We start from the raw sequence: 12,311 nt of genomic DNA, 5'->3' as shown, positions 1-12,311 counted from the left end.
ACGACCGACCGGCGCTCAGCTCTTCTGCGAGCGCGCCCGGATCGAGAAGGTGTCGAACGAGTATTCGGCCACCTGGAACCAGAGATACTCGTCGCTCTTGAAGGCCATCATGTGGTCATGGACCTTCTTGAACGCCGGGTTCGTTTCGCTGATCTCGGCATAGACCTCCTGCGAGGCCTTGAAGCAGGCCTGCATGATCTCCTGGCTGAAGGGGCGCAGCTGCGCGCCGTTCGCCACCAGCGCCTTCAGCGCACGCGGGTTGCGCGCGTCGTAGCGCGCCTGGGTCACGACGTTGACATAGGCGGCGGCACTGCGCACCACTTCCTGATAGACGGGCGGCAGCTCGTTCCACTTCGCCTGGTTGATGAAGAAGTGCAGCATGGCGCCGCCTTCCCACCAGCCGGGATAGTAATAGTATTTCGCGACCTTATAGAAGCCCAGCTTCTCGTCGTCATACGGGCCGACCCACTCGGCGGCGTCGATCGTGCCCTTCTCCAGCGCAGGATAGATGTCGCCGCCGGCGATCTGCTGCGGCACCACGCCCAACTTCGACATCACCTGGCCGGCGATGCCGGCGATGCGCATCTTCAGGCCGTTCAGGTCGTCGACCGTCTTCACTTCCTTGCTGAACCAGCCGCCCATCTGGCAGCCAGTATTGCCGCCCGGCAGGCCGATGAAGTTATAGTTCGCGTAGAACTCGTTCATCAGGTCGATGCCGCCGGCATCGTACATCCAGGCATTCTGCTGGCGGCCGTTCAGGCCGAACGGCACGGCGGTGCCAAACGCGAAGGTCGGGTCCTTGCCGAAATAATAGTAGGAGCAGGAGTGGCACATCTCGACGGTGTCGTTGGTCACCGCGTCGGCCGCCTGCAAGCCGGGCACGATCTCGCCCGCCGCGAATACCTGGATCTGGAACTTGCCGTTGGTCGCGGCCGAGACCGCCTCGGAGAATACTTCCGCGGCGCCATAGATCGTGTCGAGCGATTTGGGGAAGCTCGAGGTCAGCCGCCACTTGATCTCTGGCGCGTCCTGGGCAATCGCCGGCTTGGGCAGGAGCGACGCTGCGGCCGCCATACCTGCGGTCGCGAACCCGGCACCGGCCACGACGCCACGGCGTCTGATCTTGGTGGTCATAAGGGCAACAGCCTCCCCATTTCGGAACCGCGGACGACTATCGGGGTAATGGCGAATCATGACAACGGGAAGCATTCCGGCGGCTTTGCCCGAGTAGCGTGGCAAGATCGACCGGCCGTCGACCCGCCCGGTCAGCCGGCCTCGACCAGGACATTCACCTTGCCCAGCGTCTCGATCTCGATGCTGGCGAGCTGCGGCCGCTCGAGCCAGACCACCGGCGTGATCGAGCCCAGCGTCACCACGCTGCCCGCCGGCACCGGCAGACCGAGCCTCGCCCGGCAGTTGGCGAACCAGGCCAGCGCGTCGAGCGGATGGCCCAGCAGCGCGTCGCTGGTGCCGCGCCCGACCTCCTGGCCCTCCAGCAGCGTGACGGCACTCAGCCGGTCGAGCGCCGCCACGGAACCAAGCGGCCGGGAGCGGCCCAGCGCCAGGCCGGCGCCGAAGAAATTGTCGGCGGCGAGCGTCGCCGGGCCGATCGTGCGGAAGTCGTCGTAGCGATCCTCGACCAGCTCGACCGCCGCATGCACCGTCTCGACCGCAACCGCCACGGAATCCCGGTCATGGGTCCGGTCCGCGCGCAGCTCGTCCTTGAGCGCCACCGCGATCTCGGTCTCGATGCCGAGGCGCCGGTAGGCCGAGAACGGCACCTGCCCGTTCAGGAACTGCACGCTGCGGGCGAAGATCTCGCCGAACACCGGCTCGGCCACGCCCAGATAGTCACGCATATGCGCGCTGGTGGCACCGATCTTGAAGCCCACCACCGGCCCCAGGTCTGCCGCCAGCAGCGTATTGGCCGCGCGCATGACCCGGTAGCCGGCATCGATGTCGTCCGGGGCGATGCCGGGCAGGCTGGTGAGCACCTGCCTGGCCCGGCGCGCCTGCGCCACCTGCGCTGCCGCCTGCTCGATCGGATCCGCCATCTCCACCTCCTGAAGTGCGGCATCCTTGTCCGGCGGCCGGGCGAGTGATGCAAGGGGCCGGGCCCGGCCGTGCTGGCCCGGCCGGTTCACCTGCGCGTGCGGTGGCTCATCGCGAACTTCTCCTCCGGCGAGAGGACCATCCGGTTGCGGGCATAGAAGTGGAAGTAGAGGATGCCGATCACGAACCAGACCGCCACGCCCAGCACGCCCACCCGGTAGACCGGGTCGGAAAGCTGGAAGAACACGGTGACCAGCGCGATCACGACGGTGAGCCAAGCACCGGGCACGCCCAGCGGGCTGCGGAACGGCCGCTCGATGTCCGGCAGGTTGCGCCGCAGGTAGATGAAGGCCAGGGCCTGCATGACATAGGAGAACATGGCGCCGAACACCGCCATGTTGAGCAGCGTGCCGCCGATGATCGCACTGCCGCGTTCCTCGCCGACCCCGAACCAGACGCACATCATGACGATCAGCGCCACGATGGAGCCGGTGATCATCGCGACATACGGCGTCTTGCGGGTGCCGTGGGTGATCGAGAGGGCGCGCGGGAAGTAGCCGGCCCGCGACAGGGAATAGATCTGCCGGCCCTCGGCGAAGATGATGGTGTGGAAGCTCGCGATCAGGCCAATCACCGCGACCAGCGCCAGGATCTTGGCGATGTCGCTGCCGAAGATGGCGCGGAACCCGTCCAGGAGCGGCTCGCCGGACGTGCCCAGGTGGAACGAGCCGACGCCTGCCACCGAGGGGTTCAGCCACAGGATCATAAAGGCCGACACGATCAGGGTGAAGATGCCGGCCAGGATGCCCTTGGGCATGTCGCGCTTCGGGTCGTGGCTCTCCTCCGCGGCCAGCGGTAACTGCTCGATCGCCAGGAACAGCCACACCGCGAACGGCATGGCGGCGAGTGCCCCGGTGATGCCATGCGGCAGGAACGGGCCGCCGCCTTCGGGCAGTTCGCTGCCGTCAGCACCGATGTTGAGCGCCCAACGGTCGAAGTCGATGTGGGGTAAGGCGCTGATCCAGAACACCACCAGGACGGCCAATGCTGCCAGGGTGACGATCAGCGTGACCCGGAACGACAGTTCCACGCCCACGATGTTGAGGCCCAGGAACAGGACATAGAAGGCGATCCACCATAGCGGCTGCATAGCGGTGGGCGTCTCGAAGATGCCGGTCATGTAGGAGCTGATGAAGAACACGATCACGGCCGGCGTGAGCACGTACTCGACGTTCTCGGACAGGCCGGTGAGGAAGCCGCCCCAGGGGCCGAGGGCCGTGCGGGCGAAGGAATAGGCGCCGCCCGTGTGCGGCAGGGCCGGGCTCATCTCGGCGATCGAGTAGGTCAGGCCCAGATACATCACCATGATCAGCAGGGTGGCGATCAGCATGCCGCCCCAGCCGCCGATCGACAGGCCGAGATTCCAGCCGGAATAGTGACCGGAGATCACGGCGCCTACGCCCAGCGCCCAGAGCGACCAGACGCCGGCATAGCGCCGCAGCGTCCGCTTCTCGAAATAGGTTACATCGACCTCGACATAGCGGACGCCGGCGGCGTCCGGATCATTTGCCATGGGAGTATCCCCGAGGGTCGTGACGGAGAGCGGGTGACCCATGCATGACCCTGACCCGCAGGCTGCCCGCGGGACGAGCCGGGCTCGCTCCAGCTTCGACGATGCCGGGACTGGTTCGCCTTGCAAAGAGCGCCGCCGTCGGCATCCCCGGCGATTTTCCGGCGGATGTAGCTTGGCCGCCGCGGTGACCGCTCCTGCCCGAGCGGCCAGGCAACACGTCACGCCAGTTGACTGGTCATCTCATTATACCATAGCTTCCGCCCGCTCGGATGACGGCAGGCTGGGAGGTTGGTCGGGATGACGGTGATCGCGCTGTTCGGTGCTGGCGGTAAGATGGGGATGCGCCTCGGCAAGAACCTCGTGGGCTCGGCCTACGAGGTCCGCCATGTCGAGGTGAGCGAGGCCGGCAAGGCGCGGCTGAAGGACGAGCTGGGCGTGGCGCCCGTGGGCGCGGACGAGGCGCTGGAGGGTGCCGAGGTCGTGATTCTGGCGGTACCCGACACGCTGATCGGCAAGGTCGCGGGCGGCATCGTCGACAAGCTCGCACCCGGCACGATCGTGGTGATCCTGGATGCCGCGGCACCCCATGCCGGCCACCTGCCCAAGCGCGACGACATCACCTACTTCGTGACCCATCCCTGCCACCCGCCGATCTTCAACGACGAGACAGACCCGGCGGCGAAGAAGGATCATTTCGGCGGGGTCGCCGCCAAGCAGCACATCGTCAATGCCCTGATGCAAGGGCCCGAGGAGCATTACGCGGTCGGCGAGGCGGTGGCGAAGACCATCTGGAAGCCGGTGATGCGCTCGCACCGGGTGACCGTCGAGCAGATGGCGATCCTGGAGCCGGGCCTGTCCGAGACGGTCTGCGCCACGCTGCTGGTCGTGATGCGCGAGGCGATGGAAGAGGCGATCGCCCGCGGCGTGCCCGCCGAGGCGGCGCGCGACTTCCTGCTCGGCCACATGAACGTGCTGGGCTCGGTGATCTTTAAGGAGGTCGAGGGCGTGTTCTCGGACGCCTGCAACAAGGCGATCGAGTTCGGCAAGCCCGTGCTGATGAAGGACGACTGGAAGCGGGTGTTCGAGCCCGACGAGATCATGGCGAGCATCCGCCGGATCACCTGAGCACCCGCGACGAATTCATGCCGGCACGCGGCCGGGCTCGAGGCGCGGATTCGTGGGCGCCTCCGTGATCGGCATCCTCCCGGGCAGCCTGGTCATGGCGGGCATCGGCTCGTTCTGGCAGACGACGATCGACGGTGAACAACCGCCGAGGGGGTAAGATGCTCAAGGGTGGACTGATCGGCTGCGGGTTCTTCGCCCAGAACCAGCTTCATGCCTGGCAGGACCTGGACGGGGTCGAGATCGTCGCGATCTGCGACCGGGATGCCGGCCGCCTGGAAGCGACCGGCGAGCGGTTCGGCATCGGCCGGCGCTATACCGCTGCCGCGAAGATGCTGGCGGACGAAGCGCTGGACTTCGTCGACATCGCGACCACCGCACCCACGCACCGGCCGCTGGTGGAACTGGCCGCCGCCCATGGCCGGGCGGTGATCTGCCAAAAGCCGTTCGCGATCGAACTCAGCGATGCCGAGGCCATGGTGGCGGCCTGTGCGAAGGCCGGCGTGCCCTTGATGGTGCACGAGAACTTCCGCTGGCAGACCCCGATCCAGGCCGTGCGCCGGGTGATCGACGAGGGTGCCATCGGCCAGCCCTTCTTCGGCCGCTTCGCCTTCCGCTCCGGCTTCGACGTCTATGGCGGCCAGCCCTATCTCGCCGAGGGCGAGCGCTTCATCATCGAGGACCTGGGCATCCACATCCTGGACATCGCCCGCTTCGTGATGGGCGAGGCCAGCAGCATCGCCTGCCGGACCCAGCGGGTGAACCCGAGGATCAAGGGCGAGGACGTGGCCACCATGCTGCTGGGGCACGGGAATGCCACCAGCGTGGTCGACTGCTCCTATGCCACCAGGCTGCCGGTCGAGCCGTTCCCGCAGACCCTGGTCGAGGTGGACGGCGATCGGGGCAGCCTGCGGCTGGTCGAGGGCTACCGGCTGACCGTGCATGGCCCGGATGGGACGCGCGAGCTGGACGTGTCGCCGGCCCTGCTCCCCTGGGCCGAGCGGCCCTGGCACAACATCCAGGAAGGCGTGCAGGCGATCCAGCGGCATTGGGTCGAGTGCCTGAGGAGCGGTGCCGAGCCGCAGACCTCCGGGCGGGACAACCTGAGAACCCTCCGCCTGGTCGATGCCGCCTATCGCAGTGCTGCCACTGGACAGGTGCAGCAACTGGCCGGCTGACCGGCCGCTTCCCGGAGAAGCTTCGCAACTTCTGCGCTTCGTCGTATGCACTGCCGGATCATCGGATCGTGGCGGCTGCCGGCCGCCCGGACCAGCGGCCTCGGGTGGCGAAGGGAGACGCGGCGTGCGGAGCATGGATGGATGGCTGGCAGCGGCACTGATCGCGCTGGCTGGCGGGGGCGCGGTCGCAGGTGAGCGGGACCGCCAGCCGCCCCGGCAAGGCTGGGGCGAGGTGGTGGTGTCGCGCTACCTGGAGTCCGGCGGCAATGATCTGCTGACCGGCGGGCTCGGCGCTGCGCGCCTGGCCGATCCCACGCCGGTGCCGGTCGATCCGGCCGATCCCGAATCGCTGCGCACCGCCGCCATCTTCAACAATTACCGTGCCCTGGTCGATACCAGCCCGGGCGGCGGGTATGGCCGGCTGTACGGTCCGCTGGTGGCGCCGACGGCGGCGGACGCTGCCGGCCGGATCTATGGCGTGGAGTATCTGACGCTCACGGCGGACCGCCATGGCGACAAGGTCACGCTGATGGTGCAGATCCCGCAGGGCTTCGACCCGCGGGCGGCCTGCATCGTCACGGCACCCTCCTCCGGCTCGCGCGGGGTCTATGGCGCCATCGGCACGGCCGGCGAGTGGGGGCTGAAGCGCAATTGCGCAGTGGCCTATACCGACAAGGGCACCGGCACCGGTGCGCACGATCTGGCCCGCGACGAGGTGGGGCTCCTGCGTGGCCAACGGGTGGACGCCGACGAGGCCGGGAACCGGTCGACCTTCACCGCCCCGATCAGCGAGCGCCAGCGCCAGCGGTTCGACACCCGCTATCCCGACCACTTCGCCTGGAAGCACGCCCACTCGCAGACCAACCCCGAGGCGCGCTGGGGACATCATGTCCTCCAGTCGCTGGACTTCGCCTTCTACGCCCTGAACCGGGAGCTGGCGGCGGCGCGTGCTGCCGGGGATGCCCCGCTGCTCGACCAGGACAACACGCTGGTGATCGCCTCCAGCGTGTCCAATGGCGGTGCCGCCTCCTTGCGGGCAGCGGAGCTCGCGCGGCCGGGCCTGATCGACGGGGTCGTGGTGAGCGAGCCGAACGTCAACCCGATCCAGGACCGCCGCTTCGCCATCCAGCAGGGCGACGGCAGCAAGCTGCGCCAGCACAGCCGGCCGCTCTACGACTACCTGACCCTGGTCGACCTCTATCAGGGCTGCGCCATCCTGGCCCCGGCCAACCAGACGGCCCCGCTCAACCTCACGCCGCCGGCGCTGGGCGAGAATCGCTGCAACTCCCTGCGTGCCCGCGGCCTGTTGCGCGCCACCGGCCTCGTCGAGCAGGCCGAGGAAGCGCAGCGCATCATCAATGGCTACGGCATCCTGCCGGAGCAAAACGCGGTGGCACCCGGCTACTGGGCCAGCTACGTCGGCCAGGCCGTGGCGGTCACTTATGCCAACGCCTATGCGCGCGCGTCGGTGCTGGAGAATCTGTGTGGCTTCTCGTTCGCCGCCGTGGGCACTGATCCAGCCAGCCCCACCCTGGACCGGGTAGTCCCGCTGCCGGAGAGCGCGGCCGCGACGCTGTTCGCCACTGCCAACGGCATCCCGCCCACCGCGGGCGTGGCCGTGGTCAACAACGACGCGCCGGACGGTGCGGTGCGCGACCTGGTCTCCGCGTCGCGCTCGACCGGCCGACAGGACCAGAACCTGGACGGCCATCTGTGCCTGCGCTCGCTGATCGTCGGGCGGCCGACCATGGCCCTCTGGGCGGGGTCCGATCGCTATCGCCGCCATCGACTGGCGGACGGGATCGACCAGATCCTCGCCAGCGCCCGCCTGCGCGGCACGCCCACCATCCTGGTCCATGGCCGGGCCGACGCGCTGATCGCACCCAACCACAGCTCCCGGCCCTATTATGCGCTGAGCCGCCTGCAGGACGGCAGGCGGTCGCGAATCAGCTATGTGGAGGTCACGCACGCCCAGCACCTGGACGCGTTCAACGCCCTGCCCGGCTATGACGAGCGGTTCATCCCGCTCCACCATTACTTCGTGCAGGCCATGGATCTGATGTACGCGCACCTGACGGAGGGTGACGCCCTGCCGCCCAGCCAGGTGGTGCGCACCCTGCCCCGCGGGCGTGATGCCGAGGGCAGCGTGCCGCCGATCGAGCTCGAGAACCTGCCGCCGATCAGCCTGACGCCGGCCGAGGATGCCCGGATCAGCTTCGACGGCCGCACGCTGGCGATCCCGGACTGAGCCAGTAGCGGCCGGTCGGTCCGGCCGCTGCACATTCCCCGCGGCCCCGCTGTTTTTCATCGCGGCCGCTGTCATGCCGATGTATCGGGGACGACTTATGGCAGGCGGTGGAACGAGTGCCGCCGCATTGCCGTAAGGAGGAGGATCCGCTCATGTCCGACCTGATCTGCGTCGCGTTCGACGAGCCCGATACTGCCGACAAGGTGCTGCACGCGCTCACCGCCATGACGAAGGAGCAGCTGATCGAGCTGACGGATGCCTGCGTGGTCGTCCGGCCGCCGGAGGGCGAACTCCAGCTCAAGCAGATGGTGCCGCTCACCAAGGTCGGCGCCCTGAGCGGCGGCTCGTCCGGTGCCCTGTGGGGCGCGCTGGTGGGCCTGCTGTTCCTGAACCCGCTGGCGGGCATGGTGATCGGCGCCGGGGTCGGCGCGGGCACCGGTGCCCTGGCCGGCCGCCTGTCCGACTACGGCATCGACGACGACTTCATCAGGAGGGTCGGCAGTGCGATCAAGCCCAACAGCTCGGCCCTGTTCCTGCAGATCCGCAAGGTGACCGCCGACAAGGTGCTGGAGCGCCTGCGCGCCGAGGGCTTCCATGGCCACGTGCTGCAGACCTCGCTCACCAACGAGCAGGAGGCGGCCCTGCAGAAGGCGATCAGCGAAAGCAACGCCTGACGGTTCCGGGCCGGCCGCATCATCCAGGTGCCGCGGCATGGGTGATCCTGCGGCCGGCCCGCACCACGCGACCCCAGGCAGGCGATTCCAACGCCAGAGAAAACGTTCTACGATCCGGCCGCGGACAACAGGGAGGCCGATCATCGTGAGCGAATATCTCGTGCTGGACAGGAGCTTCGCGCATCTGACCAACAGCAATGCGCGGCTGAGGAAGCTCTGGACGGGTTCGGCCTGGGCGGAAGGCCCAGTGTTCTTCCGCGACGGCAACTTCCTGCTGTTCTCCGACATCCCGAACGACCGGATCATGCGGTTCGTCCCGGACTTCACCGGCCTGGACGGCACGGTCTCGGTCTATCGCCAGCCCTGCAACAACACCAACGGCCATACCCGCGACCGCGAGGGCCGGCTGATCTCCTGCGAGCATGGGGGCCGCAGGGTGTCGCGCACCGAGCTGGACGGGCGGATCACCGTGATCGCCGACAGCTACAACGGCAAGAAGCTGAACTCGCCCAACGACGCGGTGGTGAAGTCGGACGGCACCATCTGGTTCACCGACCCCTCCTACGGGATCCTGTCCGACCTGGAAGGCTGGAAGGCCGAGCCGGAATATGGCGGCTGCTACGTGTTCCGCTTCAACCCGAAGGACGGCAGCCTGACCGTGGTGGCCGATGATTTCCTCAAGCCCAACGGGATCGCCTTCTCGCCGGACGAGAAGATCCTCTACATCGCGGATACCGGCGCCTCGCACGACCCGGACGGGCCGAAGCACATCCGCGCCTTCGACGTGACCGAGGACAACAAGCTGAAGAACAGCCGGGTGTTCGCCGAGTGCGATGCCGGCCTGTTCGACGGGTTCCGCCTGGACACGGATGGCCGGGTGTGGAGCTCGGCGGGCGATGGCGTGCATTGCTTCGCGCCGGACGGGCAACTGCTCGGCAAGATCCTGGTGCCCGAGGTGGTGGCGAACGTCTGCTTCGGCGGGTTCAAGCGCAACCGGCTCTATATCTGCGGCACGACCTCGCTCTATGCGGTGCACGTCACCGTCACCGGGGCGCAGGTCCCTTGATCGGGCGGGAGGCCGCGACAGCACCGGTCGCTGGCCTCCTCCTGGCGGCCGCCCTCCTGGCCGGCTGCCAGGGCCGGATCGAGGGCCCGGACCGCCACGTTCCGCCGAGCGGGACCACGCTCTCCTATGCCTGCGATGACGGCAGCGAGCTGCAGGTGACCTTCGCGGGTCTGGAATCGGCGACGGTCGAACATGCCGGCGGGACGCGCGAGTTGCACAGCGTCTTCTCCGAGCGGGGCGCCAAGTACAAGGCCGGTGCCATGATCCTGCGGGTCGGGGACAACCAGGCGATTCTCGAGAACGTGGGCGGCACAAGCCACTGCACACGACGCGGCTGACAGTGCCCCACCGGTCCTGGTGGGGCGCGCAGCACCGGTTGACGGCAATGGTATGACAGGTTCACATTCATACCAACGGAACACCGCCATGCCGGGGCAGCGCCCGGATGGCAGGCAAATGGCCTCGCCCGGGCGGGGCCACCAGGGAGGCGAACAGTGGCAAGCGCTCGGGCCACCGAGATCGCGCCCGTCGAATCACGGGCGGATCATGCGCCGATCAGGACCCGGCGGCTGCACGAGGAAGTGGCGGCCAGGATCGAGGCGACCATCAATGCGGGGGCACTGGGGCCGGGCGACAGCCTGCCGTCCGAGCGCGAGCTCATGGGCCGCTATGGCGTGGGCCGCCCGGCCGTGCGCGAGGCGCTGTTGTCCTTGCAGCAGCGCGGGCTGATCGAGCGGCGCAACGGCGAGCGCGCGCGGGTGGCCTCGCCCAGTGCCGCGGACGTGGTCTCGCAGATGACCCTGCCGGTCCGGCGGATGCTGGCCCGGCCCGAAAATGTCCGGCACTTCCAGGAGGCGCGCTGGCTGTTCGAGACGGGCGTCACCCGGCAGGCGGCGCTGCGCGCCACGCCGGAACAGATCGCCACGCTGGAGGCGGCCCTGGAGGCCAACCGTGCGGTGCTGGGCGATCCGGTCGAGTTCGCCCGCACCGACGTGCTGTTCCACCTGCGCCTCGCCGAGATCCCGAACAACCCGATCTTCACCGCACTGCACGAGGCCCTGGTCGGCTGGCTCACCGAGCAGCGCCGGGTGACGCTCACCAGCCCGAAGGCGTTCCAGGTGGCGTTCGCCGCGCACGAGCGGATCTTCAGGGCAGTGGCGGCGCACGAGCCGGACGAGGCGGCGCAGGCGATGGCCGACCATCTGACCGAGGTGGCGGGCCTCTACTGGAACAAGGCAGGAAGGAAACGATGAGCGACGGGTTGGTGGTGATGGTCGAGTTTCGCCTGAAACCGGCCGCGGTCGACGAGTTTCGTGCGCTCGTCACCGCCAATGCCCGGGCCTCGGTCACCGACGAGCCCGGCTGCCGCCGTTTCGATGTGGTCACTTCGCCCGAGGATCCTACCGAATTGCTGCTCTACGAGATCTATGACGACCAGGCGGCGTTCGACCGCCACCTGGAGACGCCGCATTTCCTGACCTTCAAGGAGCGCTCCGCCGATCTGGTCGAAAGCTCGACGGTTCGGCTGCTGGAACTGAACGAGCACTGCAAGCCGAGCCAGGGAGCCCCGCGATGAGCCATGCCACCATGCGCGAGATGTGCGAGGACAGTGGGCCGAAGTTCGGCCATTTCGTCGTCGAGTTCGCGACGCCCGGGATCGGCCATATCCTGAAGAATGCCGGCTGCGACTTCGTCCTGTTCGACTGCGAGCATTCCGGCTTCGGCTTCGAGACGGTGAAGTCGGCGGTTCGCTACCTAGAGGCGGCCCGCCTACCTGCGATCATCCGGGTGCCGTCGCGCGAGTACCAGCACATCGCGCGCGCCATGGACATGGGCGCCGAGGGCATCATGCTGCCGATGGTGTCCACGCCCGAGGAGGCGCAGGGCATCATCGACGCAGTGAAATACGTGCCGGAAGGCAAGCGCGGCGTGGCGCTCGGCATCGCCCATGACGCCTATCGCGGCGGCGACGTGCTGGCCAAGCTGGCGGCCCAGAACCGGCGCTCGGCGGTGTTCGCCCAGATCGAGACCAAGGAAGGCGTCGACAACGCCGACGCGCTCGCCGCCATGCCCGGGATCGACTGCCTGTGGGTCGGCCATTTCGACCTGTCCTGCTCGCTGGGCGAGCCCGGCCAGTTCCAGAGCCGCACCTTCCTGGATGCAATCGACACGGTCGCCCAGGCCTGCCGGCGGCACGGCAAGCGGCTCGGCCGGCTGGTGCCGGACGTGGCGACCGGAATCGAGTATTACGGCAAGGGCTTCGACTTCCTGTGCTATGCTGGCGACGTCTGGACCTATCAGGCGGCAGTCAAGAGCGGTATCGACGGACTGCGCGAGGGCTGCGTTGCGGCGCCTGTGCCGGAGCAGCCCCAGAAGAAGAACGCCGAGAAGGGTTGAG

At 68.1% G+C, this 12,311-nt stretch carries 12 protein-coding genes; 9 read left to right on the top strand and 3 right to left on the bottom strand.

The annotated features are described in order from the left end of the window. Positions 1-15: 15 nt before the first annotated feature. From HLA95_RS17775 to HLA95_RS17765, 3 genes are all read right to left on the bottom strand, one after another. Complete coding sequence (locus HLA95_RS17775) at positions 16-1,074, bottom strand: TRAP transporter substrate-binding protein (protein ID WP_322100145.1); 1,059 nt, start codon at positions 1,072-1,074, stop codon at positions 16-18. A 191-nt stretch (positions 1,075-1,265) separates the two neighbouring features. Next, positions 1,266-2,054 (bottom strand): 2-keto-4-pentenoate hydratase, encoded by a 789-nt coding sequence (locus HLA95_RS17770; RefSeq protein ID WP_222184036.1) that lies wholly within the window; start codon positions 2,052-2,054, stop codon positions 1,266-1,268. Between the two features lie 86 nt (positions 2,055-2,140). Continuing rightward, positions 2,141-3,625 carry an amino acid permease gene (locus HLA95_RS17765; protein ID WP_191059422.1) on the bottom strand — a complete coding sequence of 495 codons (1,485 nt, stop codon included), beginning with the start codon at positions 3,623-3,625 and terminating at the stop codon, positions 2,141-2,143. Positions 3,626-3,922: 297 nt separating this feature from the next. Here HLA95_RS17765 and HLA95_RS17760 point away from each other — a divergent pair, with 297 nt between their 5' ends. From HLA95_RS17760 to HLA95_RS17720, 9 genes are all read left to right on the top strand, one after another. Further along, complete coding sequence (locus tag HLA95_RS17760) at positions 3,923-4,750, top strand: phosphogluconate dehydrogenase C-terminal domain-containing protein (RefSeq protein WP_191059421.1); 828 nt, start codon at positions 3,923-3,925, stop codon at positions 4,748-4,750. A 158-nt stretch (positions 4,751-4,908) separates the two neighbouring features. Further along, positions 4,909-5,925: a Gfo/Idh/MocA family protein gene (locus HLA95_RS17755; RefSeq protein ID WP_191059420.1), complete on the top strand. Its 1,017-nt coding sequence runs from the start codon at positions 4,909-4,911 to the stop codon at positions 5,923-5,925. Positions 5,926-6,058: 133 nt separating this feature from the next. After that, the gene (locus tag HLA95_RS17750) at positions 6,059-8,173 is read left to right on the top strand and encodes a 3-hydroxybutyrate oligomer hydrolase family protein (protein WP_191059424.1); all 2,115 of its coding nucleotides are present in this window, start codon (positions 6,059-6,061) and stop codon (positions 8,171-8,173) included. 152 nt (positions 8,174-8,325) lie between these two features. Continuing rightward, on the top strand, positions 8,326-8,847 hold the full coding sequence (locus HLA95_RS17745; RefSeq protein ID WP_191059419.1) for a DUF1269 domain-containing protein: 522 nt from the start codon (positions 8,326-8,328) through the stop codon (positions 8,845-8,847). A gap of 139 nt (positions 8,848-8,986) precedes the next feature. After that, a complete protein-coding gene (locus HLA95_RS17740; protein ID WP_370467502.1) occupies positions 8,987-9,913 on the top strand; it encodes an SMP-30/gluconolactonase/LRE family protein in 927 nt (308 codons plus the stop codon). Beyond that, positions 9,910-10,251: an MliC family protein gene (locus tag HLA95_RS17735; protein WP_191059417.1), complete on the top strand. Its 342-nt coding sequence runs from the start codon at positions 9,910-9,912 to the stop codon at positions 10,249-10,251. The genes HLA95_RS17740 and HLA95_RS17735 overlap by 4 nt, the downstream gene beginning before the upstream one ends. A 156-nt stretch (positions 10,252-10,407) precedes the next feature. Beyond that, entirely contained in the window at positions 10,408-11,166 is a 759-nt protein-coding gene (gene nanR, locus HLA95_RS17730; RefSeq protein WP_222184032.1) for a transcriptional regulator NanR, read from the top strand. Further along, entirely contained in the window at positions 11,163-11,489 is a 327-nt protein-coding gene (locus HLA95_RS17725) for a putative quinol monooxygenase (protein ID WP_191059513.1), read from the top strand. Before nanR ends, HLA95_RS17725 begins: the two co-directional genes overlap by 4 nt. Continuing rightward, positions 11,486-12,310 (top strand): HpcH/HpaI aldolase family protein, encoded by an 825-nt coding sequence (locus HLA95_RS17720; RefSeq protein WP_191059512.1) that lies wholly within the window; start codon positions 11,486-11,488, stop codon positions 12,308-12,310. The genes HLA95_RS17725 and HLA95_RS17720 overlap by 4 nt, the downstream gene beginning before the upstream one ends. Position 12,311 lies beyond the last annotated feature (1 nt).

The organism is Geminicoccus harenae, from assembly GCF_019800005.1.
Lineage (GTDB): Bacteria > Pseudomonadota > Alphaproteobacteria > Geminicoccales > Geminicoccaceae > Geminicoccus > Geminicoccus harenae.
The sequence above is the reverse complement of the archived record's forward strand: the minus strand, read 5'-3'. Positions and strand labels throughout refer to the sequence as shown.

Coding starts and splice junctions, on each gene's coding strand:
- HLA95_RS17775 (WP_322100145.1), bottom strand. CDS start 1,074: ATGGCGGCCGCAGCGTCGCTCCTGCCCAAGCCGGCGATTGCCCAGGAC.
- HLA95_RS17770 (WP_222184036.1), bottom strand. CDS start 2,054: ATGGCGGATCCGATCGAGCAGGCGGCAGCGCAGGTGGCGCAGGCGCGC.
- HLA95_RS17765 (WP_191059422.1), bottom strand. CDS start 3,625: ATGGCAAATGATCCGGACGCCGCCGGCGTCCGCTATGTCGAGGTCGAT.
- HLA95_RS17760 (WP_191059421.1), top strand. CDS start 3,923: ATGACGGTGATCGCGCTGTTCGGTGCTGGCGGTAAGATGGGGATGCGC.
- HLA95_RS17755 (WP_191059420.1), top strand. CDS start 4,909: ATGCTCAAGGGTGGACTGATCGGCTGCGGGTTCTTCGCCCAGAACCAG.
- HLA95_RS17750 (WP_191059424.1), top strand. CDS start 6,059: ATGGATGGATGGCTGGCAGCGGCACTGATCGCGCTGGCTGGCGGGGGC.
- HLA95_RS17745 (WP_191059419.1), top strand. CDS start 8,326: ATGTCCGACCTGATCTGCGTCGCGTTCGACGAGCCCGATACTGCCGAC.
- HLA95_RS17725 (WP_191059513.1), top strand. CDS start 11,163: ATGAGCGACGGGTTGGTGGTGATGGTCGAGTTTCGCCTGAAACCGGCC.
- HLA95_RS17720 (WP_191059512.1), top strand. CDS start 11,486: ATGAGCCATGCCACCATGCGCGAGATGTGCGAGGACAGTGGGCCGAAG.